The sequence below is a fragment of the Sphingobacterium faecium genome (assembly GCF_003054045.1).
Lineage (GTDB): Bacteria > Bacteroidota > Bacteroidia > Sphingobacteriales > Sphingobacteriaceae > Sphingobacterium > Sphingobacterium faecium.
In genome coordinates this window covers 60,630-86,179 of sequence record NZ_QBKH01000007.1, presented here as the reverse complement: position 1 = coordinate 86,179, position 25,550 = coordinate 60,630, and the positions used below count along the sequence as shown (strand labels likewise).

24 protein-coding genes and 1 other RNA gene are annotated in these 25,550 nt (G+C 36.4%); 20 read left to right on the top strand and 5 right to left on the bottom strand.

The features are described from left to right. Positions 1 to 203: 203 nt before the first annotated feature. From C8N37_RS19215 to C8N37_RS19140, 16 genes are all read left to right on the top strand, one after another. Entirely contained in the window at positions 204 to 1,466 is a 1,263-nt protein-coding gene (locus tag C8N37_RS19215; protein ID WP_108160447.1) for a c-type cytochrome, read from the top strand. A 38-nt stretch (positions 1,467 to 1,504) separates the two neighbouring features. Then, positions 1,505 to 4,510 (top strand): TAT-variant-translocated molybdopterin oxidoreductase, encoded by a 3,006-nt coding sequence (locus C8N37_RS19210; protein WP_108160446.1) that lies wholly within the window; start codon positions 1,505 to 1,507, stop codon positions 4,508 to 4,510. Between the two features lie 29 nt (positions 4,511 to 4,539). After that, positions 4,540 to 6,015 (top strand): NrfD/PsrC family molybdoenzyme membrane anchor subunit, encoded by a 1,476-nt coding sequence (nrfD, locus tag C8N37_RS19205; RefSeq protein ID WP_045755004.1) that lies wholly within the window; start codon positions 4,540 to 4,542, stop codon positions 6,013 to 6,015. Positions 6,016 to 6,020: 5 nt separating this feature from the next. Beyond that, positions 6,021 to 6,557 (top strand): DUF3341 domain-containing protein, encoded by a 537-nt coding sequence (locus C8N37_RS19200; protein WP_108160445.1) that lies wholly within the window; start codon positions 6,021 to 6,023, stop codon positions 6,555 to 6,557. Then, positions 6,541 to 7,179 (top strand): c-type cytochrome, encoded by a 639-nt coding sequence (locus C8N37_RS19195; RefSeq protein WP_373866218.1) that lies wholly within the window; start codon positions 6,541 to 6,543, stop codon positions 7,177 to 7,179. Before C8N37_RS19200 ends, C8N37_RS19195 begins: the two co-directional genes overlap by 17 nt. Positions 7,180 to 7,198: 19 nt before the next feature. Continuing rightward, positions 7,199 to 8,434, top strand: coding sequence for a quinol:cytochrome C oxidoreductase (locus C8N37_RS19190; protein ID WP_108160443.1), 1,236 nt, complete (start codon positions 7,199 to 7,201; stop codon positions 8,432 to 8,434). 42 nt (positions 8,435 to 8,476) lie between these two features. Beyond that, the gene (locus C8N37_RS19185) at positions 8,477 to 9,808 is read left to right on the top strand and encodes a cytochrome c oxidase subunit II (RefSeq protein WP_108160442.1); all 1,332 of its coding nucleotides are present in this window, start codon (positions 8,477 to 8,479) and stop codon (positions 9,806 to 9,808) included. A 28-nt stretch (positions 9,809 to 9,836) separates the two neighbouring features. Further along, a complete protein-coding gene (locus C8N37_RS19180) occupies positions 9,837 to 11,702 on the top strand; it encodes a cytochrome c oxidase subunit I (protein WP_186812860.1) in 1,866 nt (621 codons plus the stop codon). A gap of 76 nt (positions 11,703 to 11,778) precedes the next feature. Then, complete coding sequence (locus C8N37_RS19175) at positions 11,779 to 12,822, top strand: COX15/CtaA family protein (RefSeq protein ID WP_108160441.1); 1,044 nt, start codon at positions 11,779 to 11,781, stop codon at positions 12,820 to 12,822. A 76-nt stretch (positions 12,823 to 12,898) separates the two neighbouring features. Next, positions 12,899 to 13,807: a heme o synthase gene (gene cyoE, locus C8N37_RS19170; protein ID WP_108160440.1), complete on the top strand. Its 909-nt coding sequence runs from the start codon at positions 12,899 to 12,901 to the stop codon at positions 13,805 to 13,807. Further along, positions 13,807 to 14,394: a cytochrome c oxidase subunit 3 gene (locus tag C8N37_RS19165; RefSeq protein ID WP_108160439.1), complete on the top strand. Its 588-nt coding sequence runs from the start codon at positions 13,807 to 13,809 to the stop codon at positions 14,392 to 14,394. Before cyoE ends, C8N37_RS19165 begins: the two co-directional genes overlap by 1 nt. Before the next feature lie 9 nt (positions 14,395 to 14,403). Continuing rightward, positions 14,404 to 15,138 carry a cytochrome c oxidase subunit 3 gene (locus C8N37_RS19160; RefSeq protein ID WP_108160438.1) on the top strand — a complete coding sequence of 245 codons (735 nt, stop codon included), beginning with the start codon at positions 14,404 to 14,406 and terminating at the stop codon, positions 15,136 to 15,138. Between the two features lie 26 nt (positions 15,139 to 15,164). Beyond that, complete coding sequence (locus tag C8N37_RS19155) at positions 15,165 to 15,542, top strand: cytochrome C oxidase subunit IV family protein (protein ID WP_108160437.1); 378 nt, start codon at positions 15,165 to 15,167, stop codon at positions 15,540 to 15,542. 5 nt (positions 15,543 to 15,547) lie between these two features. Next, positions 15,548 to 16,276, top strand: a complete 729-nt coding sequence (locus tag C8N37_RS19150) for an SCO family protein (protein ID WP_108160436.1) — start codon at positions 15,548 to 15,550, stop codon at positions 16,274 to 16,276. Between the two features lies 1 nt (position 16,277). After that, entirely contained in the window at positions 16,278 to 16,820 is a 543-nt protein-coding gene (locus C8N37_RS19145; protein ID WP_108160435.1) for a DUF420 domain-containing protein, read from the top strand. An 8-nt stretch (positions 16,821 to 16,828) separates the two neighbouring features. After that, on the top strand, positions 16,829 to 17,290 hold the full coding sequence (locus C8N37_RS19140; protein ID WP_108160434.1) for an ABC transporter ATPase: 462 nt from the start codon (positions 16,829 to 16,831) through the stop codon (positions 17,288 to 17,290). A gap of 81 nt (positions 17,291 to 17,371) precedes the next feature. Here the strand turns inward: C8N37_RS19140 and mtgA are convergent, their stop codons facing one another. Further along, a complete protein-coding gene (gene mtgA, locus C8N37_RS19135) occupies positions 17,372 to 18,100 on the bottom strand; it encodes a monofunctional biosynthetic peptidoglycan transglycosylase (protein ID WP_108160433.1) in 729 nt (242 codons plus the stop codon). 262 nt (positions 18,101 to 18,362) lie between these two features. Here mtgA and mutS point away from each other — a divergent pair, with 262 nt between their 5' ends. Then, positions 18,363 to 20,972 (top strand): DNA mismatch repair protein MutS, encoded by a 2,610-nt coding sequence (mutS, locus tag C8N37_RS19130; RefSeq protein WP_108160535.1) that lies wholly within the window; start codon positions 18,363 to 18,365, stop codon positions 20,970 to 20,972. Here mutS and C8N37_RS19125 read toward each other — a convergent pair. Next, positions 20,969 to 22,171, bottom strand: coding sequence for a hypothetical protein (locus C8N37_RS19125; RefSeq protein WP_108160432.1), 1,203 nt, complete (start codon positions 22,169 to 22,171; stop codon positions 20,969 to 20,971). The genes mutS and C8N37_RS19125 overlap by 4 nt on opposite strands. A gap of 97 nt (positions 22,172 to 22,268) precedes the next feature. On the opposite strand from C8N37_RS19125, the gene C8N37_RS19120 reads away from it, so the two are divergent. Together C8N37_RS19120 and C8N37_RS19115 are read left to right on the top strand one after the other, a co-directional pair. Next, entirely contained in the window at positions 22,269 to 22,976 is a 708-nt protein-coding gene (locus C8N37_RS19120; protein ID WP_108160431.1) for a tRNA1(Val) (adenine(37)-N6)-methyltransferase, read from the top strand. 1 nt (position 22,977) lies between these two features. After that, positions 22,978 to 23,472 carry a metallophosphoesterase family protein gene (locus C8N37_RS19115; RefSeq protein WP_108160430.1) on the top strand — a complete coding sequence of 165 codons (495 nt, stop codon included), beginning with the start codon at positions 22,978 to 22,980 and terminating at the stop codon, positions 23,470 to 23,472. 9 nt (positions 23,473 to 23,481) lie between these two features. On the opposite strand, the gene C8N37_RS19110 is transcribed toward C8N37_RS19115, so the two are convergent. Continuing rightward, positions 23,482 to 23,817, bottom strand: a complete 336-nt coding sequence (locus C8N37_RS19110; RefSeq protein WP_108160429.1) for a MerR family transcriptional regulator — start codon at positions 23,815 to 23,817, stop codon at positions 23,482 to 23,484. 230 nt (positions 23,818 to 24,047) lie between these two features. On the opposite strand from C8N37_RS19110, the gene C8N37_RS19105 reads away from it, so the two are divergent. Further along, a complete protein-coding gene (locus C8N37_RS19105; RefSeq protein WP_108160428.1) occupies positions 24,048 to 24,389 on the top strand; it encodes a hypothetical protein in 342 nt (113 codons plus the stop codon). A 74-nt stretch (positions 24,390 to 24,463) separates the two neighbouring features. On the opposite strand, the gene accD is transcribed toward C8N37_RS19105, so the two are convergent. Continuing rightward, a complete protein-coding gene (accD, locus tag C8N37_RS19100) occupies positions 24,464 to 25,306 on the bottom strand; it encodes an acetyl-CoA carboxylase, carboxyltransferase subunit beta (protein WP_045752497.1) in 843 nt (280 codons plus the stop codon). A gap of 121 nt (positions 25,307 to 25,427) precedes the next feature. Then, positions 25,428 to 25,525, bottom strand: an RNA gene (gene ffs / locus C8N37_RS19095) — signal recognition particle sRNA small type. Positions 25,526 to 25,550: the final 25 nt, after the last annotated feature.

The window sequence follows — 25,550 nt, the reverse complement described above, 5'->3', positions numbered from 1 at the left end:
AAGTACAAGAGGTGGTTTAAATCTGCCTTAAATAGTCGTTTTGAAATAATTTAGAACGATTATAAATTGATAAATAACGTCACAAAATTGTCAGGGATTTATTAATAAGTTATACTTTTGTGGCATTACTAGGCAGAGTGTGCTTTGTCTAGAATGGTGTTTAAATTTTTATATTCACAAATAAATAGTATAAAGTGTTAAATATGAGAAATATCTCATCCGTTTTGGGAAAACTTGCGAGGGTAGTATCAATGAGTTTGGTGCTGTTGTTTGCCGTTGCGACGCTGCATGCGCAAGATGTCAAGGAAGGTGAAAAAATCTTCAAAGCTAAATGTACGAGCTGTCACAAAGTTGATAGGAAGGTCGTCGGTCCTGCCCTAAAGGGTATTACTGAGACCAAGTCTGAAGAGTGGTTGATTAAATGGATCAAAAACTCTCAAGCGCTGATTGCTTCTGGTGATAAAGATGCAATTGCGATTTTTGAGGAGTATAATAAATCCGTGATGACTTCTTTTACAGATTTATCTGATGATCAGATTAGGTCTGTATTGGCTTACATTAAAGCTGAGTCTGTTGAGAAGCCTAAAGATGCGACTAATCCTGGTGAAACTGCGAAAGATGACAATGCTAATTTATTTATGATCTTCGGGTTATTAGGCATAGTTGTTTTGGCCATTGTTGTGATCGTTGTTTTAAACCGTGTAATCCGTACCTTAGAAAGAGTTATCGCGACTAATCAAGCTGCTGTTGAGGCGGAAGAAGAGCCTAAGACTAGTAAAAAATTCTTGGCATTTGCTCAGGGTTTTGTTAAAAACAAGAAATTGGTCGGATTTGCCGTATTGATGTTGGTTGCATTGTTAGCTGTTGGAGGTTGGAAAACTATGTGGAATGTTGGTGTTCATACGGGTTATCAACCTGTTCAACCTATTAAATTCTCTCACCAATTGCACGCTGGTATCAATAAGATTGAATGTCAATATTGTCATGGTGGAGCCTTTAAATCTAAAAATGCTTCTATTCCTTCAGCGAATGTTTGTATGAACTGTCATAACACGATTACAGGTTCTGAGCATTATGATGGTGAGACTTCGCCAGAGATTGCTAAAATCTATCGTGCATTGGATTGGAATCCAGAGACTCGTACTTATGGTAACAACCCTAAGCCGATTCAGTGGGTTCGTATTCATAACTTGCCAGATTTTGCTTACTTTAATCACTCGCAACACGTTACTGTAGCGGGAGTGGAGTGTCAGACATGTCACGGTCCAATTGAAACCATGGAAGAAGTATATCAATATTCTCCTTTGACCATGAAATGGTGTGTGGATTGTCATAAGGCAACAGATGTGAAATCAGATAACAAATACTACGAAGACTTAATCAAAGCGCATGAAAGCATCAAAAAAGGTGAAAAAATGACAGCGGCGATGATCGGTGGTCTTGAGTGTGGTAAATGTCACTATTAATAATTATTCAGAAATACGCAATCTTATATACAGCTTAAATGGATAGCAATAAAAAATATTGGAAAGGTTTGGAAGAATTGAAACAAACACCTGCTTTTGTTGAAAAGAGTAAGGGTGAGTTTGCCGAATCTATTCCTGTAGAAGATGTCTTAAATGAAGCAGGGTTGAGTACAAAAACTCCACGCCGTGACTTCTTAAAAGCATTAGGTTTTGGTGTTGGGGCTGTTACTTTAGCAGCATGTAACAGTACACCTGTGCATAAAGCAGTTCCTTATTTAATTAAACCTGAGGAGATTACTCCTGGTATTCCTAACTTTTATACTTCGACTTTTAATGGTCAAAGTATCTTAGTCAGAACACGTGAGGGTCGTCCTATTAATGTAGAGGCTAACCCGAATGCAATAGGTTTAAATCAAGGTACAGATTCAGGAACTGCAGCATCAGTTTTAGATTTATATGATGAGTCTAAATTAAAAACTGCTCAATTAAAAGGACAAGATGTTGAATGGTCTAAATTAGATAGCACTGTTATCGCTGCATTAAACGCAGCAGCTGCTGCTGGTAAACAAATTACTATTGTTTCTAGTACAGTAAATAGTCCTACTACGTTAGCTGCTATTGCCAAGTTAACGGCTAAGTACCCGACAACTAATTTAGTTCAAGTAGATGCTGTTTCTTACAGCGCAATCATTGAAGCTAACAAAAATGCTTTTGGAAAAGCGGTTGTTCCTTCTTATAATTTTGATAAAGCAAATGTTGTTGTTTCGGTAGCAGCTGATTTCTTAGGAACTTGGTTAGCGGGAGAGGAACATACACAACAATATGTTAAAAACCGTGACTATAAATCATTGAAAAATGGTAAAATGTCACGTCATATTCAGTTTGAGTCCGGTCTTAGTATGACGGGATCAAATGCCGATGTACGTATTGCCATTAAACCTTCGGAAGAAGCTGCTGTATTAATCTCGTTATATAATGCGGTTACAGGTTCTTCTTTAGCTGGTGGTATTACTGCTAAAAGAGCACAAACTGCAGTTACTTTAGCTGCTAAAGAATTGTTAAATAATAAAGGTGCTGCAGTTGTGGTAGCTGGTTCGAATGATATTAATATTCAAACTCTAGCGAATGCAATCAACAGTGCTTTAGCTTCATATGGATCTACAATCGATTTAGATAATTTCTCTAAACAACATCAAGGTTCTGATGCTGCATTTTCTCAATTCCTGACAAATGCTAAGGCTGGTCAAGTTGGTGTAGCGATGTTCTTAAACAGTAATCCTGTTTATGATTATTTCAAAGCTGAAGATGTAAAAGCAGCATTGAAGAAAGTTGATTTTACTTTATCTTTCTCTCAACGTGCTGATGAAACAGCTTCGGAATTGACTGCTATTGCTCCTACAAATACATTTTTGGAGTCATGGGGTGATGCTTCTCCAAAAGAAGGTCTATTCTCTATTGTGCAGCCAACAATCAATCCAGTATTCAATACCCGTCAAGCAGATCAATCTTTATTGGTTTGGGCTGGTGATACGACTGATATCTATACATTTGTTAAAAATCTTTGGTCTTCTACTATTTTAGTTGGTAGTACGAAGAACTGGAATAACGTTTTACAAACTGGTTTTGAATATAAGGGTGCTAAAACAGCAGCTTCTTATTCATTCTCTGGTAATGTAGAGGCTGCCGCTAGTGCTGCTATCGCTGCTGCAAAAACAGTAGTCGGTGATTTCGAATTGAAATTATATGAGCCAAGTGCTTTGCGCGATGGTAGATATGCAAATAATGCTTACTTACAAGAGGTTCCAGATCCAGTTTCTAAGGTAACTTGGGATAATTATGCTGCTTTAAACCCTAAAGATGCTGAGAAATTAGGATTGGGTGAAGATGCAACAATTACTGTTGAAGCAAATGGTTACAAAGTGGAGTTACCAGTTGTTCAACAACCTGGACAGGCTTTGGGTACCGTTTCAGTAGCTATCGGTTACGGACGTACTAAAGTTGGTAAAGCGGGTAATAACGTTGGTAAAAATGCTTATCCTTTTGCAAGCTTAGTAAATGGTACGATTCAATTTGTAGCGAAAGCAACTCTTGCAAAATCAAATACCATCTATCAATTAGCACAGACACAAACACACCATACTATTGAAGGTCGTAACATTGTACGTGAAACTACTTTCGCTAAGTATTTAAAAGATCCTAACTCTGAGTCAGGTCGCTTTACGGATAAACACAAAACATATGATTTGTGGAACAAGTACGAGCAACCAGGTCACAAATGGGTAATGGCAATCGATTTGAATGCATGTACTGGTTGTGGATCTTGTATTGTTGCTTGTAACGTAGAAAATAATATTCCTGTTGTAGGTCGTGATGAGGTTCGTCGTCGTCGTGAGATGCACTGGTTACGTATTGACCGTTACTACACCATTGAAGAGGATGGTAAAGAGTATACGAAGGAAAATGAAATTCAACACATCAATGATTTCGAAAATGTAACTGTTGTTCACCAACCGATGTTATGTCAACATTGTGCACATGCACCATGTGAGACTGTATGTCCAGTATTAGCTACTGTACACTCATCAGAGGGTCTAAACCATATGGCTTACAACAGATGTTTCGGAACACGTTACTGTGCGAATAACTGTCCATATAAAGTACGTCGTTTTAACTGGTTTAACTATTGGAATGATTCACGTTTTGACAACTACTTGAATAATGAGTTTACGCAATTGGTATTGAACCCAGATGTAACAACACGTTCACGTGGGGTTATGGAAAAATGTTCAATGTGTATCCAACGTATTCAAGCTGGTAAGTTACATGCGAAAATGGAGAACCGTAAAGTAAAAGACGGTGATATCCAAATGGCATGTCAACAAGCATGTTCTGCAAATGCAATTATCTTTGGTGATGCTAATGATCCAGAATCGGAAGTATCTAAAGCATTACGCAATGAGCGTGTTTATTACGTACTTGAGGAAATCAATGTACAACCGGGTATCGGTTATATGACAAAAGTTAGAAACACTTTTGAGGCGTAATCTTGTTCATTATTTGAAATAAAAATACTATGTCATCGCATAACGAATCAATATTAAGAGAACCATTAATGACCGGTAAGGACATTACGTATGCTAAAATTACGGATGATATCTTACTACCGGTTGAAAATAAACCGAATAAAGCATGGTGGATTGGTTTCACTGTCGCCGTATTAGGTGCTTTATTATGGGTAGTCAGCGTTAGTTATACCTTCTGGACAGGTATCGGCGCTTGGGGTCTAAATAAAACTGTAGGCTGGGCTTGGGATATCACTGACTTTGTATGGTGGGTTGGTATCGGTCACGCTGGTACATTAATTTCGGCCGTATTATTAATTTTCCGCCAAAACTGGCGTAATTCCATTAACCGTTCAGCAGAGGCCATGACGATTTTTGCCGTTATCTGTGCTGCAACGTATGTTGTTGCCCACATGGGGCGTCCTTGGTTGGCTTATTGGATTTTCCCATTGCCAAATCAGTTTGGATCTCTTTGGGTTAACTTTAACTCACCATTAGTATGGGATGCATTTGCGATCTCTACTTATTTCACGGTATCCTTGGTATTCTGGTACTGTGGTTTGTTACCTGATATCGCGACTATCCGTGACCGTGCTACTGGCCTTAGACAAAAAATTTACTCTGTGCTATCTTTTGGATGGAATGGATCTGTAAAGACTTGGCAACGTTTTGAGATCGTGTCATTAATTTTGGCAGGTATCTCTACTCCATTGGTACTTTCGGTACACACGATTGTATCTTTTGACTTTGCAACTTCTGTTATCCCAGGATGGCATACAACAATCTTCCCTCCATATTTCGTTGCTGGTGCGATCTTCTCTGGTTTTGCGATGGTGCAAACTTTATTGTTGATCTTACGTAAAGTCATGAATTTTGAGAATTATATCACGATGTTCCACATTGAAGCCATGAACAAAATTATCATGACAACAGGTTCTATCGTAGGTATTGCTTACTTGACAGAGTTGTTCATTGCAATGTATTCTCAATCTGAATACGAGATGTACGCTTTTGAAAACCGTATGTTTGGTCCTTATGCTTGGGCTTATTGGTCAATGATGACATGTAACGTAATTTCACCACAATTATTCTGGTTTAAGAAAATTCGTACAAGTATTCCAATCTCCTGGATCTTATCTATTGTGGTAAACATTGGTATGTGGTTTGAGCGTTTCGTAATTATCGTGACTTCATTACACCGTGATTATTTACCATCATCTTGGGCGATGTTTTACCCAACATGGACAGACGTTGGTATTTTCGTTGGATCTATCGGTTTATTCTTTACGTTGTTCTTATTGTTCTTACGCTTCTTACCGGGTATCGCAATCGCGGAAGTGAAGTTATTGTTGAAAAGCTCAAGTTTACAACATAAAACTAAATTGGTTAAAGAAGGTGCATTCCCAGCAGAACAAGTGGAATACTTTAGAGATTCTTTAGGCAAATATGATTCGGTAACAGAACAAGAAATTAAAGAGTTAAAATAATAGCAATGGGCAATACAAAATATATATTAGGTAGTTTTGCTGATCCAGATGATATGATGCATGGGATCGACAAATTGCAGAAAAATAATGTAAGCATCTATGATTGCTTTACTCCAATGCCAATTCACGGTATTGAAGCTAAATTGGGCGTTAAACCTTCGCGTTTACCAATTGCAGCATTTTGCTTTGGAGCATTAGGAACCTTACTGGGATTTAGTTTATTGTATTATACAATGGTACATGACTGGCCAATGAATATTGGTGGTAAGCCTTCATTCGCAATCCCGAACTTTGTTCCAGTAACATTTGAGGTTACTATTTTAATTTGTGCTTTGGGTATGGTCGCGACTTTCTTTTACCGCAATCATTTATTCCCAGGACGTACTCCTCGTGTTATGGATTTAAGAGCTACAGATGATCGTTTTATCATCGCTATAGATGCTCATGAAAACACAGACCATGCTTTGATCGATACGATATTGAAAGAAACGGGTGCTGTAGAAGTTAAGTACAATGATAGAAAATATGTTAGTTATGAATAAGAAGAATTTACTAGTTACAGTATGTGCAGCTCTGTCGTTGACAGCAGTCGTTTCTTCTTGTGGTGACAAGACTACTCGTAGTACAGGTTGGGAGTTTTCTCGCAACATGTATGATCCGATTGCGTACAATCCTGATCAACCAAACGAGAATTTTAAAAATAAACAAACTGCGCAAACACCACCAAAGGGTACAGATCCAATTGGTTTTACCAGATTTGAATATGCCAATACTTTAGAAGATTATGAACGTGCGGGTCGTGAGTTTACTAATCCGTTAGAGGTATCACAAGCAAGACTTGAAAAGGGTCAAGCTTTATTTACTACTTACTGTGCTGTTTGTCACGGTCCTGAAGGTAAAGGTGATGGTTCTATTACTAAAGACCGTGAGATTACAGATTCTAAAGGCACACGTAAGCTGGAGAATTTTCCTAATCCACCGTCTTATCACAAAACAGATGGTGCGAGCTCTTCACGTGGCGGTATGATGGCTGATTTGACAGATGGTAAGATTTACCATACGATTTATTACGGTCACAACTCAATGGGATCGCATGCATCGCAGTTGTCTCCTGAAGAACGTTGGGAAGTCGTTATGTACGTTCATGAATTACAAAAGAAATAATCTAACATCAGATAAATAAATGGGAACTCACAATCATCATCACGATTATAATTTCAACGAGCGATACGAGTTTGCTGGTAAAGCAAAAACATTCAGTATTATCGCAATCGTTGTTGGTATAGCTGCAGTAGCCTACGGAATGCTTATGGGCGATCATATTCTAGTAGAGCGTACTTATGCTAACTTATTATTGATGGGTTATTATTTTACATGTGTATGTGCTGCCGGAGCTTTTTTCGTAGCCTTACAATATGTAACACAATCTGCTTGGTCAGCTGGTCTCGTTCGTATACCACAGGCAATGGCAGGTATTTTGCCTATTGCATCAATCATTTTACTAGTGATTGTTGGATTAGGATTAAGCACTCACAATTTATACCATCACTGGTATGCAGAGGGTCTTACAGATCCTAATAGTCCGAACTATGATAGTATCATCGCTGGAAAGTCATGGTATTTGAATTTTTCAGGTTTTTTAAGTCGCCAAGTAATTTTCATGGGACTTTATAGTATTTTTGCTATTATATTGGCAAAATTATCATACAAAGAAGATTTAGAGGGCGGTTTGAATTCTTATAAAAAAAGTTTTAAATTGTCGGCTATATTTTTAGTTATATTTGGTTTTACAACTCCAATTTGGTCATTTGATACGATCATGTCATTGGAAGCACACTGGTTCTCGACCATGTTTGGTTGGTACAATTTCGCAGCAATGTGGGTTAGTGGTCTTTGTGTTATTACAATCGTCTTAATTGTATTGAAGAAAGCTGGTTATATGAGTTGGGTAAACGAAAATCATTTACATGATTTAGGTAAATTGATCTTTGGTTTCTCTATCTTCTGGACATATGTTTGGTTTGCACAGTTTATCTTAATCTGGTATGCTAACATGCCTGAGGAGACTGTTTATTTCTATAAACGTTGGGAACCAGAATATAAACCATGGTTTTGGTTAAATATTATCATCAATTTCCTTGCTCCTTTATTATTACTAGTAGATCGTGATGCTAAACGTAAGCAAAATGCTATGTTATTTGTTGCTATCTTATTATTGGCCGGTCACTGGTTAGATTATTATATCATGATCATGCCTGGTACAGTTGAATCACACCGTGGATTTGGTATTGTAGAAATTGGTACAGCACTTGGCTTTGTTGGTTTATTTACATTCTTGGTAATGAGCAAATTGAGTAAACAAGGTTTAGTTGCTAAGAATCATCCTTTCTTGGATGAGAGTTTACATCACCAAATATAGTTTCGCTTTTAAAGGGATATTACGTAAAATCGTTATAAAGAAATGAGCTTTAAATTAAATAATAGATTCAAATCCATCTCGGGTTTTGTACTTGCAATCGGATTGTTCTTTGCAGTCCCATCCTTCGCAAGTCAAGATACTGTAGTGGTAGATACGACTAAAGCTACGGAAGCTGTTGCAGTTGATGCAGCAGCTACTGGAGCGAATGTTGTTGATTCGGCGACGACTGCAAAGACAGAAGTAGCTGCGTCCGCAGATGCGTCTACAACAAAGGTTGACGCTGCTAAGGAAGAGAAAAAAATAGACCCTCAAGTCTATAAAAACTTCATTTATTATGTTTTATTATTTTTAGTTATCTGTACAGTAGTTGCTGTTATTGGTAAAGTTATCTCGATCTATGAGTTAACAAATAAAATGAATAGAAGACATAATCCTTTAGCTTCAAATACGTTTCAAGCATCATTATTATTCATCTTCTTATTTGTTTTCTTAGGAGGTGTTTATTATTCATACTCTCACCATGGTGGCATGGCGTGGAGAGATGCTGTAACTGAACATGGGGCTAAAATAGATACCATGTTTATCATTACTACAGTTATTACAACTTTTGTATTGGTGATAACTCACATTTTATTATTGACGTTCACGTTCATCTATAGAATGAAGAAAAATGGTAAAGCATACTATTTACCTCATAACAATACGATTGAAAAAATCTGGACGATCGTTCCTGCTGTTGTTTTGACTGTATTGGTATTGTTCGGTTTCTTTACTTGGAGATCAATCACCAATGTACCAGAAGATTTACAAAAATCTGCTCTTCAGATTGAAGTATTAGGTGAGCAATTTGCTTGGAGTGTACGTTATCCAGGAGCTGATGGTGTCATCGGTAAACGTAATTATAAAATGACAACTCCAACGAATCCTTATGGTATTGATTTCAATGATAAAAACTCTTGGGATGATATTCAAGGTTCGGACATTGTAATTCCAGTTAATAAGTCTGTTCGTTTTCATATCGTTTCAAAGGATATTATTCACTCGTTCTATATTCCTGACTTCCGCGTTCAAATCAATGCTGTACCAGGAATGACAAATTACTTCCAATTTACTCCTACGGTAACTACAGAAGAAATGCGTGAGCGTATGAATGACTACAAATATGATTATGTTATGTTATGTAACAAAATCTGTGGTTCAGGTCACTATAATATGCAGAAAAAGGTTGTCGTTGTTACTGAGGCTGAGTATAAAGAGTGGTTAGCAACGCAAAATAAATATTTTACTGAGGATTTACAGAAAGAGTTTGCCGCTAAAGATGCTAAAACTCCGCAGTTAAAAGATAGCGTAAACGTTACGGCTTCATTAAATTAATTAGAATAATTGAATTTTAAAAACGAATATGTCAAGTACAGTTATTTCTCATAGCGCTGAGCATCACGATTCGCACGGACATCATCATCAAGAGTCATTCATCTCGAAGTATATCTTCAGTGGTGACCACAAGATGATTGCTAAGCAATTTTTGATCACAGGTATTTTCATGGCGGTATTTGCTATGATTTTATCCATCTTATTCCGTATCCAACTTGCTTGGCCGGATAAAGAATTTCCAATTTTGGAAGTATTCTTAGGTAAATGGGCTGCAGGTGGTCGTATTGCTCCTGAATTTTTCCTTTCTTTGGTCACCATTCACGGTACCATCATGGTATTCTTCGTTTTAACAGCGGGTCTATCGGGTACTTTTAGTAATCTATTGATTCCTTATCAAATTGGTGCACGCGATATGGCGTCTCCTTTCATGAATATGTTGTCATACTGGATGTTCTTTGTAGCTTCAGTTATTATGATTGCTTCTTTCTTTGTTGAAAGTGGACCTGCTTCTGCTGGATGGACCATCTATCCTCCACTATCTGCAGTGCCAACGGCAATTGCTGGTTCGGCTACAGGTATGACTTTATGGTTGGTCAGTATGGTGTTATTTGTAGCATCACAATTAATCGGTGGTATCAACTACGTGAGTACAATTTTGAATATGCGTACTAAAGGTATGGATCTTTGGAAAATGCCTTTAACAATCTGGGCATTCTTCTTAACTGCTATTGTAGGTATGTTATCTTTTCCTGTATTAGTATCAGCAGTTGTTCTATTGATTTTTGATCGTTCATTCGGTACTTCATTTTATTTATCAGATTTAGTTGTTCAAGGTCAGATCTTACCGAATGAAGGTGGTTCTCCAATTTTGTTTCAACATTTATTCTGGTTCTTAGGTCACCCTGAGGTATATATCGTTGTTATGCCTGCATTAGGTTTGACTTCTGAGGTTATCTCAACAAACTCTCGTAAACCGATCTTTGGTTACCATGCGATGGTTTATTCGTTAATTGGTATTACAGTTTTATCATTTATCGTTTGGGGTCACCATATGTTTGTGACAGGTATGAATCCTTTCTTAGGTGGAGTATTTATGATCACTACATTAATTATTGCAGTTCCTTCTGCGGTAAAAGCATTTAACTATATGGCGACATTATGGAGAGGTAATATTCGTTTCACTCCAGCTATGATGTTTGCGATTGGTTTAGTGTCATTCTTCATCTCTGGTGGTCTTACCGGATTGTTTTTAGGTAATGCTGCTTTAGATATCAACTTACATGATACGTACTTTGTTGTAGCCCATTTCCACTTAGTAATGGGATCTGCATCTATTTTCGGTATGTTATGTGGTGTTTATCACTGGTATCCGAAAATGTTTGGTCGTATGATGAACACAAAATTAGGTTATTTACACTTTTGGATGACTTTCATTGGTGCATATTTGGTGTTTTTTCCAATGCACTTCATGGGTATAGATGGAGTTCCTCGTCGTTATTATGCTTTTACAGAATTTGCTTTCATGGAGAAATGGGTGTCTGTAAACATGTTGATTACTTGGGCTGCTATCGTTGCTGGTTTGGGTCAAGTGGCTTTCTTGTTCAACTTTTTCTATTCGATTTTCTTTGGAGAAAGAGCTCCTCAAAATCCATGGAATTCAAATACGTTAGAATGGACTACTCCTGTAGAGCATATTCACGGTAACTGGCCAGGAGAGATTCCAACAGTACACCGTTGGCCATATGATTACAGTAAGCCAGGGCATCATGAAGATTTTATTCCTCAAAGTGTACCTTTCTCTGAAACTATGAGTTCTAATTTCCTTCATGATTTTGAAGGTAATGAAGAAGCAGAGCGTATCCAAACAGAATGGGATGCTCAAAATAAAAAATAATTAAACATGATGTTTGGAGTAAATTGTGCGAAATGATTTACTCCAGATATTATTTGTAACATAAAACGGTTTAAATATGTTTCCAGCTGCTGAAAAGCGTTATATTCGATCTAATTTCATCACTATTGTTGTTTTGTTTTTAGTCATTGTTGCTGGAGGTGTAGTGCGAAGTACCGGCTCTGGAATGGGATGCCCCGATTGGCCAAAGTGTTTTAATCGAATTATTCCACCTACAGACGTGTCGCAATTACCGGTTGGTTATGAAGAGCATTATATCACAGGTAGAGCTAAGAAGAATGAGCGATTTGCGAAGATGATTGAATTTTTCGGTTATCGTGATTTAGCAAATAAAATTCGTCATGACAAAAGTATTCTGGAACATGAGGATTTTAATGTAGCAAAGACTTGGACGGAGTATATCAATCGTTTAGTTGGGGTTGTTGCTGGTTTTTGTTTATTGTTTACCGCTATTTATTCTTTTACTTACATTAAATCTAAGCGATCAATTTTTATTTGGTCCGTGATTAACGTATTTGTTGTTGTTGTTCAGGCTTGGTTGGGTTCTATTGTCGTTTCGACTAATTTAACTCCTTGGGTAATCACGGTGCATATGCTTTTGGCATTGGTTATTGTGTCTATTTCCATATATACTTATTTTAAGGCGACGACATTACGTGATAAGAGTATCTTGGTAAATCGTGATTCTAAAGGATTAAAATTGCTTGCCTCCATATCTTTAGTTTTAATGGTGGTGCAAGTTGTCTTCGGAACGGAAGTACGTGAAATTGTTGATTCGTTGACAGCTTTGGGTGTACCTCGAGAAGATTTTATACAACGTATTGGCCAACATTTTGAAATACATCGTTGGCTTGCATATAGTTCTTTGATTTTAGTAATTGTATTGTTCTTTTTAGTGCGTACAAAATTTAGTGGAAGTACAGTTCAAGCAAAATATGCTACTCTACTTTTCATTTTAGTTGGTATTCAGATGTTGTCGGGAATTATTCTGGCGAGATTTGCGATTCCGGCTTTCGCACAGACAACTCACTTAGTTATTGGTAGTCTCTTATTTGGATGTCAATATTATCTGATGTTGTTACTAGGAAAATCACAACGTTAATTGAATGAATGAAATGAATGTACACATAAAGTAGTTTTACTTTGTACACTCAAATAAAAAGAGGACATTTGTCGCTATGAAAGAATTTATTTCTGATTTCAAGAAATTAGTTAAGTTAAGACTGACATTAACGGTTGTTTTTTCGGCATCTATCTCTTTTTTGATTGGTGCTAAGCAGCTTGGTGGAGATATTCTATGGATGAATTGGTTGTTACTGACATTGGGAGGATTCTTAGTGACTGGTGCAGCAAATGGATTCAATGAGATTATCGAAAAGGATTTGGACAAATTAATGACTCGTACTGCTGATCGACCATTACCTTCTGGAAGGATGACGACCGGTCAGGCCTTGATTCTGAGTTTATTTATGGGAATCTTGGGAACTTTGGTTCTAGTTCGTTTGAATTTTGTGGCTGGGTTATTATCGGTATTCTCCATTTTGTTATACGCTTTTTTGTATACACCATTAAAAAGAAAATCACCAATCGCTGTATTTGTAGGTGCTTTTCCTGGCGCATTACCACCATTAATTGGTTATTTTGCGGCATTTAGCCAGGATGATTTAGCGATCTACAGCCAAACGAATGAGAGTGCAATCGTGATGATTCCATTTATCTTATTTGGTATACAATTTTTATGGCAATTTCCACATTTTTGGTCTTTGGCTTGGGTGATTGATGATGATTATAAACAGGCTGGATTTAGATTGCTTCCGACTACAAAGCGTGATAAGATCTCTGCATTTATGGTATTTCTATCGGCATTACTGATGATACCTGCAGCATTTCTTCCTATGTATTATGGTTTTGGAGGATGGATCTTTACAACTGTTTCCGTAATTGGAGGTATTGTATTTGCTTATTATGGCTTTTTGCTGTTTAAGAATCAGGATATACCTTCAGCTAGAAAAGTGATGTTTACCTCATTTTTTTATCTCCCAATTACGCAACTGATTTTATTATTTGACTTTATACCTTTGAAATAATGTTAAATCAAGGAGAACAACCAACTGACGAGAAGTTAGTATCACGTAAAGCTCAAAAATTTAGCCTATGGTTAGGTATGTTGGGTATGTTTATGATGTTTGCTGCCCTTTCAAGTGGCTTTATTGTCTATACGGCAAGTGGCGTTGATAAAGGGATCAAAACATTGTTGCCCGATACATTTATCTATAGTACTGTAGTTATTGTCTTGAGTAGTCTTACTATACATTTAGCTTATAAAGCGGCACAAATGGGTAATTTGGCCAGACAAAAAGCTTTACTTTTTGTAACCCTATTTTTGGGTATTTTATTTTTCGTGCTTCAAGTTCATTCGTGGGAAGTATTGGCCAGTCGAGGCGTTTATTTTGTTAATAATAATGCATCGCAGTCTTTTGTCTATATCTTTACCGGGATGCACCTAGCGCACATTATTGCGGGAGTGATCGTATTGATTACCGCTTTAGTAGGAGTGTATAAACCACTTCCTGCAGATGGCAATCAATTCCGCATGAATCTAGCCAGTATTTTTTGGCATTTTCTCGATCTTTTATGGATTTATATATATGTTTTCTTACTTTTGAATCAATAATAGTAAACAATGAGTACAACTGTATCACAATTGGATGAGGTAAAAACCGGTCCATGGAATGGTGGAAAATCACCTTGGAATTTGGAATACGGAAAAATCATGATGTGGTTTTTCTTGGTTGGGGATGCCTTTACATTTTCTGCGTTTTTGGTTTATTACGGAACGCAGCGATTTGCACATAGTACATGGCCAGATGCGGATAAGATCTTCCAATCTATACCAGGTATTGCTGAGCATGGACAACCTTTAGTTTTCGTAGGTATCATGACCTTTATTTTAATTATGTCTTCTGTTACTATGGTATTAGCTGTAGAGGCAGGGCATCGTAATTCGAAAAATGAAGTTGTTAAGTGGATGCTTTGGACTATATTAGGTGGTATCTGTTTCGTAGGATGTCAAGCTATAGAGTGGACTCACTTACACCATGCAGGTTTTTGGTTTGGTCAAAATCCAGGTACTGGCTTGGAAGGTGATGCAATAAAAGATGCTTTGCAGCCATATTTTACACATGATATCTCGTATACGTCAGCACTACAATTTGCTAATTTGTTCTTTACGATCACTGGTTTCCACGGTTTTCACGTTACTGTAGGTATTATCTTAAATATTATTGTATTGTGCATGACTTTAAATAATACTTTCCAGAATCGTGGGTCATATTTAATGATTGAAAAAGTAGGTTTATACTGGCACTTTGTGGATTTAGTTTGGGTGTTTGTATTTACATTCTTCTATTTAGTATAATTAAAGTTTTTAAATTTAGAAAAGCTATGTCACAACATCACGATAATATTGCTCACGATGAGCATGGGCACGCAGAAGGAATGGATAAAAAAGGTATATGGAGAATTTTCTTTGTCCTTTTAGCATTAACTGCTGTTGAATTCTTAATTGCATTAGGATTTGTTCATCACTGGCAAATTCTAGCAAAAGGTGCTTTGGTTAATACAATTTATATTGTACTAACATTAGTAAAAGCTTATTATATTGTTGCTTACTTTATGCACTTGAAATTTGAGAAATCTAGTTTTATTGTTACTGTAAGTATTGTATTTATTTTCATTATTTATTTTATCATTTTAATGCTTACAGAAGGTAACTTCTTATTAAATGAATTGCATCCTCACCAATTGTGGGAAAATAAATAACATAAATGAGTAAAAATACTGGAAAAAATAAAGGTATTCAAACGATCATGATCCTGGCAATAATCTTATTATTGCCAGGTTTTTTGTATGTAGTACTGAATAAAAGTGGCATGGCAAATTCGTACGCTACGCTACCGATTTTTGGAGATAAAGAAGTTCCTGGTACGACACATCGTAAATGGGGGAGAGATATCATGGATACTTTATATCATGAAGTCCCAAAAATTTCTTTTATGAACTACGATGGTAAGCAAATCTCACTTTTTGAGAATGACAGTGCAATATCTATTGTACATCTTTTTTATTCAAGAGACAAGTCATTTTCAACAACCCTAATTAATAGTCTAAATAGAGTTTCAGGTGATTTTAGGAATAATAGAAGAATTAAGTTTTATTCCATTACTGTCGATACATTATATGATACTCCAAAAGTCTTAAAAAATTACATTAAGAATATCGATCCTTCTGATAAAAGTTGGTACTTTGTCAGTCATCCTTCTTCGGATATTTTAAAATTTGCTCAAACGGGTCTTTTACAGGATGCTTTGGCTACGGGTGATCCGAATAAACCTTTTGTAATAGGTTCTTCTTATATTTTAATTGATTCAAAAAGAAGAATAAGAGGATTTTACGATATTACCATGAAAAAGGAAGTGGAGCGCCTGAATGATGAGATTAAATTGTTAGCGGTGGAGGAGATCAGAAATAATCCACCTAAGATTGAAACAAAATAAAATGGGACAGACTGCAGAAGAAAAAAAATATAACAAGTGGATTATCGTTTTATCGGTTGTTATTCCGCTTGTGGTGGCCGCTTTATTTGGCGTTAATTTGCGTAAATTGGGCTATGATGTTGAACCGTTGGGTTTTTTACCTCCGATTTATGCTACGATAAATGGTATCACTGCTATTTTGTTATTTTGGGCAGTGGCAGCTATTAAAAAGGGAAATAAGAAATTACACGAGCGACTAATCAAAGTTTGTGTTTGTTGCTCTGTAGCTTTTCTAGGGATGTATGTTGCCTATCATATGACTTCTAATTCGACATCCTATGGTGGGGAAGGTATTTTACGTCCAATTTACTTTTTTATTTTAATAACGCATATTGTTTTGTCTGTGATTATTATCCCTTTTGTATTGATTACTTATGTGAGAGGTATTACTGGATCTTATGAAAGGCATAAAAAAATTGCGCGTATTACCTATCCAATGTGGTTGTACGTAGCGGTAACGGGTGTGATCGTTTATTTGATGATTTCACCTTATTATGTTCACTAATTAAATTTATGAGTATGACTAGTGCATGGGTATATCAATCTAATCGTTTTTTTACAGATGAAGAAGCGATTTTGATTCAAAAAAGATTGGCAGATTTTGCTGCAGGATGGAAGGTTCATGGTGAACCGTTATCTGCACAAGCTGAGGTTAAGTTTAATTTATTTATTGTTCTTTCAGTTGATGAACAGATAGCTGCAGCTTCTGGTTGTTCGATCGATAGTTCTGTTCGTTTTTTAAAAACTCTAGAAGAGGATTTTAATATTCAATTATTTGATCGTATGTATGTTGCTTACAAAATCGGTGACCAACTTTATGCTGCTTCTAGAAGTGAATTTGAAGAGCTAGTCAAGACTGGACATATTAAAGATGATACTATCGTATATGATAATACCATTACTTCTTTGGCTTCTCTTGATGATAAATGGGAAATACCTTTTGGTCAAAGTTGGCATAAGCGTGTATTTGGATAATAATAAAAAAAGCGATGATTGATCATCGCTTTTTTTATATAATTTATTATCATCTATTTTTTAGATTAACTGCTTTTTGGATTATTCGGGTATTTGATAATGATCCATGTACCGAACGATACCATTTGCTCTACGATTGACATATGTAGATGGATTTCGGGCATCCCATTGTCTTGGATTGGGCAAAATTGCAATGATCAAAGCAGCTTGCTTTTTTGATAATGTTGATCCTGATTTTTTGTAATAGTATTGAGATGCCGCCTCGGCACCGTATACCCCTTGTCCCATTTCGATGACATTGAGATAGACTTCCAAAATTCGTTTTTTACTCCAGAATGTTTCGATCAAAACTGTAAAATAGGTTTCTAAACCTTTTCTAAGCCATGATCTTTTTGGCCAAAGGAATACATTTTTTGCCACCTGTTGACTGATGGTACTTCCTCCACGTAGGTTTTTTCCATCTTTGTTCTTTTCTATTGCTTTTTGAATGGCATCGGTATCAAATCCCCAATGCGTCATAAAATGAGCATCTTCACCAGCTATTGCTGCACGTTTTAAGTTGTCTGAAAGCTTTTCGTAATTTAGCCAATCTTTCTCTAACTTAAATCCTTTGTCGGCAGCCTGAAGCTCAAAACCTCGTTGAATCATGAGCCAGGTAATGGGTGGATTGATAAATTTAAGTGCCAATACCCAAAATAAGGTTATGGCAAAGAAACCTCCAATGATACGTAATGACCAAAATTTTAATATTTTTTTCCAGCCTGTTTGAATCTTTTTTTTCTTAACCTGATTCGTTCTTTTAATTGCCATATCTTTTGAAAAACTATGCAAAGGAACGAAATATTTTGTCCAATTGTTATGATAGATATGGTTTGTACTATGCTTTTTTTTAAGAATATGTTTTTTTGAGTAAGCTCAAGTGATAGGTATGATATTTCAATTGGCGAGGGGAGCGATGAAAGTTGGGTTAAAAGGTAAAAAAACGGATTAAGTTTTCATATTCTCCTTGATCGTTTGTCTAATCAGGTAGATTATGCTATTTTTACGGCTTATTATCATAAACGAAATCCAATTGGCAAAGGCAGAAAAAAAGGTAACTCCATTAATGCAACAATATAATGCAATCAAGGTTAAATATCCTGGAGCTTTGTTGTTGTTCCGTGTAGGCGATTTTTATGAAACATTTGGTGAAGATGCGATTAAGGCCGCTAGTATTTTAGGTATTGTACAGACCAAAAGGGGAAATGGAACTGAATCTGAAACGGCTTTGGCCGGTTTTCCTCACCATTCTTTGGAGACCTATCTACCGAAACTTGTTCGTGCGGGCCAACGTGTTGCAATCTGCGATCAGTTGGAAGACCCTAAGCAAACTAAAACCATTGTTAAACGTGGCGTAACAGAATTGGTTACACCTGGTGTGTCTTATAATGATAATATTGTTCATCAGAAATCGAATAATTATTTAGCATCGATTTTTATTGATAAAACGCAAATTGGAATTTCTTTCTTGGATATTTCTACAGGAGAATTTTTGGTGGCACAAGGTACTCAATCTTATATTGATAAGCTTTTGCAAGGTTTCAAACCTACCGAAGTTATTATGTCCCGCAAGCAGTCTAAAGAGTTTTTGGATCTTTTTGGTAACCAATATTATACTTATACGCTTGATGAATGGCCCTACACTGGTGATTATGCCTCGGAAAGTTTATTGAAACACTTCGAAGTTAATTCGATGAAAGGTTTTGGTATTGATCGGATGCCCGTTGGAATTGTTGCTGCTGGTGTTGCCTTGCATTATCTCAATGAAACTGAACATCGGAACCTACAGCATATTTCAAATATTGCACGTATCGAAGAAGATCGCCATATGTGGTTAGACCGTTTTACTGTGCGAAATTTGGAATTGATCAGTTCTGCTAACGAAAATGCAACGACGTTATCAGATGTATTGGATCAAACGGCTTCTCCCATGGGTGCTCGTTTATTGAAAAGATGGATTGTGATGCCGTTGAAAGATCGTAAATCTATTCAGGAAAGGTTGGATGTAGTTGCCTATTTCACGGAACATAAAGAATTGCGTGATGCTTTGATTCAGGAGATCAAGTATGTGGGCGATCTGGAAAGGTTAATTTCCAAAATTGGTCTTCAGAAGGCTTCGCCTAGAGAGATTGTACAGCTGAAACGTGCATTGTATGCTATTGAGAAATTAAAGGAGTTGACCAATCAGGAAAATTCGGAGGCGTTGCGTGTCATTGCTGAACAGTTGAATGTATGTGGGATAATCCGTGATAAGATTGAGAAAGAAGTTTTTCCTGAACCTCCGGTGGCTCTCAATAAGGGGAATGTCATTGCTGATGGGGTTGATGATGAATTGGATCGTTTGCGTAAAATAGCTTTTGGTGGTAAAGATTATTTAATTGAAATTCAAAAAAGAGAAGCGGAGGTAACCGGTATCCCTTCCTTAAAGATCGCTTTTAATAATGTTTTTGGCTATTACTTAGAGGTAACCAATACACACCGTGATAAGGTACCTACAGAATGGATTCGTAAACAGACTTTGGTCAATGCCGAACGCTACATTACTGAGGAGCTTAAGGAATATGAGGATCAGATTTTAGGTGCTGAGGAAAAAATCCAGGTCATTGAGAATCGTCTTTATGCCGAATTGTTAATTGCTATTGCGGCTTACATTAAACCGATTCAATTGAATGCCCAGTTACTAGCGAAATTAGATGTGCTTTTGAACTTTGCTGTTATTGCAGAAAAGAATTATTATGTTCAACCGGAGATTTCTGAAAGTAAGGTATTAGATATAAAAGGTGGTCGTCACCCCGTTATCGAAAAGAAAATGGCCATTGGTGAAGATTATATCACGAATGATGTTTACTTGGATAATACGACGCAGCAGATTATTATCATCACTGGTCCCAATATGGCCGGTAAGTCAGCGCTTTTGCGCCAAACTGCATTAATTGTGCTGATGGCTCAGATCGGTTCTTTTGTGCCTGTAAAGGAAGCAAAGATAGGTCTTGTGGATAAAATATTTACCCGGGTAGGAGCATCTGATAATTTATCGTCCGGTGAATCAACATTTATGGTTGAAATGAATGAAACGGCCAGTATCATGAATAACCTCTCTGACCGGAGTTTAATTTTACTGGATGAGATCGGTCGGGGGACAAGCACTTATGATGGTATTTCTATTGCTTGGGCTATCGCTGAATTTCTTCACAACCATCCTGCAGCTAAGGCCAAAACATTGTTTGCTACTCACTATCATGAATTGAATGAATTGACGAATTCTATGCCGCGTATTAAAAATTACAATGTGACGGTTAAGGAGGTCAATAACAAAGTGATATTCTTACGTAAGTTAGTTCCTGGCGGGTCAGAGCATAGCTTTGGTATTCATGTTGCTAAATTGGCAGGTATGCCTCCAAAATTGCTTTCTCGGGCCAATGAAATATTGAAGCGATTGGAGCAGGAGCGAACAGGTGGGGAACAGATCAAGGATAGTATGCGCAAAATTCAAAAGCAGGCTTATCAATTGCAGATGTTCTCAATTGATGATCCTGTTCTTGAGAAAATCCGTGATATGCTGAATAATTTGGATGTAAATACGTTGACTCCCGTTGAAGCACTTATGAAGTTGGACGAGATCCAACGGTTATTGAAGAATTAAAAGCGAAAAAATAATTCAATGCTTCCATAATGATTATAGATGTTACTCATGAGTTTACTATCCCATTGGTATGGGGTATAATGATAACCAGCTTCTAATCCAATATAATTTTTCCCTTTTAATTGTCGCATACCGGCTATACTTAGTCCAAGGTGCATGGTATTAACGGTGTACAATTTTTTTGAATTTCCACCGTATATATAATCCCCAAAAGAATCGTAGTATCCATCGGTATAAATGTCTTCAGATATTCCAGTATCCACCATATCTATTCCTAAATTAAGTTTTGGGATCACAATAAATTTGGTGTTATCGTAGATTTTATATCCAAGAGCACCTCCGAAAAAAAGACCAAAGTCAGCATTTACAGATTCGGTGGTACCGTAATAATTGTAATCAAAATTTTTATCATTGCTATTGATCCGTACTTTAAATCCACCTTCAAGAATAAATGATTTGGCTAAAGAGCTCATGATGGAAAACCCCATTGACATGTTTGGACCAAACGTCGTATTTGAACCTCCTAGTGGCCCATATACTCCTATATAAGGTAGAAAACCGATTCTTGATTTGTTGTAGTAATCTGCTACAGCTATAGGGTCTTCTTGTTCTTCTTTGATACTATTTTCAGTATGATCTTTGATGATCGTTTGTGTGTTGTTTTGCTCGGTTTCATTAATCGATGCCTGTTGATTTTTCAATAATTCGTTGTTTGAGAAAAGATTTAAGATATCAACTTCAGCATCCGAAAGGACATAGGACTGTGACTGTAATAATGCTTTTGATCGGGTTTTGATCAACAGGTCAATGGGGTGCCTTAATGGAAAATAATTATATTGCTGTTTATTGGATTCATATTGGTAAATGTAATCCTCTCTTTCGGAATCACGAAATCGAACGATTAATTGTTCATCAAAACCGTTTTCAATATATTTTTCTATCGCATTGCCACTTTGCTGTTTTGCTATAATTAGATTTATAATTTTGATACGTTGACCTAATTCGGTGAGACCACAACTTTGCTCAATTTGTGCTAATATTGGTGTTAATTGAGCATATTGATTTGTATTTAATAATTTGGTTATTGGCTCAAGAGAATTGTGTATAGTAGATTCACATTTTTCTTGTGCCGCAGAAAATTTGAAATTAATGAATAATGAAATGATACTGAAGAGTATGACAAATATATAACGATTCATATGGACTTGACTTGATAGGTTAAAGTAACGAAAATTTATTTAAATTTTATGTTGATCTGTACAACACAACGGTTTTAAAACAATTATCTTTGTGGAGATGGCTTCTATATTTCAATTTAAAGAGTTTGCGGTGGATCAATCAGATTGTGCGATGAAGATTAATACAGATGGTGTATTATTAGCTGCATTGGTTCAAGTTGATTCTTCATCCCGTATATTGGATATTGGTACAGGAACTGGGGTGATAGCTTTGATGTTGGCACAGCGCTATGTCAAAAGCGAGGTGGTCGCTGTGGAGATTGACCCCGCGGCGGCAAAACGTGCGGCCTCTAATTTTAGAAATTCTATCTTTGGAGATCGTATGGTCATGCATGCTTGTTCATTTCAACATTTGGATGATACTAAGCCGTATGATTTTATTATTTCTAATCCACCTTTTTACACGGATTCTTTGCATAATCCAGATGCAAGAAAGAAATTGGCTAGACATACCAATTTAGAATTTTTCAATGAATTATTGCAATTTTCAGCTCGATCTCTATGTGTAAAAGGATGCTTGGCTTTGATCGTACCTACGCTATTGGCTGATGAATTGAAAGCAATAGCCGAAAAATTGGATTTGAGATTAGAACGGGAGATCTTGATTCGCTCTTTTGAAGAGGATGTTGTCATTCGTAAAATTGTTATTTATCAGAAGGGTTATTTTGGAGATGTTGTAGTCTCTGATTTTATTATTTATCAAGAAAAGGGTATTTATTCGGACATGTATAAAGCTGCTTTGCAACCTTATTTTTTAGCTTTTTAGTATGACAAAGATTGGATTGATTTCTGATACGCATTCTTATTTAGATGAAGCTGTATTTAAACATTTCGAGCATTGTGATGAAATATGGCATATAGGTGATTTTGGGAACGCGAGCGTTGCTGATCAACTCGAGGGCTTTAAACCACTACGTGGAGTCTATGGTAATATTGATGATCAAGAACTAAGACTTCGATTTCCTGAAGATTTGAGATTTACTTGTGAGGAAGTTGATGTGTGGTTGACGCATATTGGAGGGTATCCTGGTAAATATGCTCCACGAATTAAGAAAAAGATAACCGAAGATCCTCCTCAATTATTTATTACAGGTCATTCACATATTTTGAAGGTAATGTATGATCAAAAATTAAAATGTCTACACTTAAATCCTGGCGCCGCTGGAAAACAAGGATGGCATAAGGTGAGAACACTGATGCGATTTGAAATTAATGGGAATAAAATCGATCATTTAGAAATCATCGAACTCGCAGGTAGATAAACCTAAAGGTTATAAGCTATCGCGTACTTCCAATAAAAAGCTTTTCAATTTTTCTAAAGAATCAACAACGCGCTGATTTTCTTTTGCTTCGGATTTATTGGTGCGTAGATATTCACGAGCGCCCTGAAGTGTATATCCTTTATCTTTCACCAAATTGAAAATAATTTTCAAATTGGCGATATCATCTTGGGTAAATAGACGATTTCCTTTTTTATTCTTCTTGGGTTGAATAATATCAAATTCACGCTCATAAAAACGAATTTGGGATGCATTGACATGGAACATTTCTGTCACTTCACCCATCGTATAATACAATTTATTAATTTCGCGCTCTTTGTAAGGCATACTGATTTACTAAGTTATATATAACAAACTTAGATAAATTTACTTAGATAAGCAATTGTATTGTGTATCTATGAGAAATTTATTCGTTTTCATATCGATTCCTGTTTTTTTATATAATGCTTTGTTATTTTTATATTATCTGTTGAACTGTTTGTTGCAGATCTGTCTTAGTCAAGGGTGATATTCATTTGTTGAGCTGTAACAAAATTGAATTTTAAATTTAAAGAGTTATGATTTTGGTTAGTCGTTTTTGGACAAAAATATTTTCATTGGGGAAGGCTGATGCCATTACTATTTATCCTTTTATTTTTTTGAAAAAGCGCATGTTTAAAGATAATCAACAATTGATCAATCATGAGAAGATTCATATTAGGCAGGCTGCTGAGCTACTAATTATATTTTTTTATATCAGCTATCTACTTGAATTTCTATTTCGATATGTACAATACCGTGATTTTTATACCGCTTATTTGAATATTTCTTATGAGCGTGAGGCTTATGCTAATGAGGCTAATTTTGACTACTTGTCGCAGCGAAAGTTCTGGGCCTTTGGCCAATATTACAAAAAATAAGAGCGCTATTAGTAGCGCTCTTATTTTAAAGCTAGCATGTCTGCCAGATATATTTTTTATTGAATAGATTTGGATTATTTTACCAATCTTAAATAGGTAGATACTTTATCTTTCAATTGTCTTCTATCCACAATAAAATCCAAGAAACCATGTTCTAAAATAAATTCTGAAGTTTGGAATCCTTTTGGAAGATCTTTTTTGATCGTCTCTTTGATCACGCGAGGTCCTGCGAAGCCAATTAGAGCTCCAGGTTCAGCGATATTAATATCACCTAGCATTGCGTAAGAAGCAGTTACTCCTCCTGTTGTAGGGTCTGTCAGTAAACATACATATGGTAAGCCTGCTTTAGCTAATAATGCTAATTTTGCGGCAGTTTTTGCCATCTGCATCAATGAAAATGCAGCTTCCATCATACGGGCACCACCTGATTTGGAGATCAGCATAAAAGGAAGTTTATGTTCGATACAATAATCTATGGAGCGAGCAATCTTTTCCCCTACAACAGATCCCATTGATCCTCCGATGAAGGTAAAGTCCATACAGGCAATCACTAATTCTTGACCATCAATCTTACCATGACCAGATCGAATAGCATCTACCAAACCAGTTTTCGCTTGACTTTCCTTTAAACGTTCTGTGTAGGGCTTTGAATCAAAGAAATTTATTGGATCTCCTGAGCTTAATGTAGGGAATAATTCAGTAAACTCGTTATTATCAAAAATGATTGAAAAATAGGCTGCAGAACCAATTCTAAGGTGGTATCCACAGTATTGACAAACGTAATTGTTTTCGATTTGTTCAAGGTTCAACAACGGTTTTTTACATGAAGGACATTTGTTCCACAATCCGTCTGGCGCCTCTTTTTTATTTTCTGTTGCCGTGTTTATTCCGGCTTTATCTCTTTTAAACCAACTCATACGATAGTTCTAATTCAGTTACAAATAAACAAAATTATTTTGTTTAGTAGAAGTATTCCTTAAAATTGCTGTGTATTTACGATTTGTGAAAGGAAGCTAACCCGAAATTTTGGGCATAAAAAATGGGTAAGCTCCTTTTATCGCACCGCTCAACCAAATACCCTTGCTTTGTTCCCAACCTGGGGGAGTCAATGGGAGCTGGTCGTAAAAGACTTACCCGTCACAAAAGTAGAAAAAAAATCCT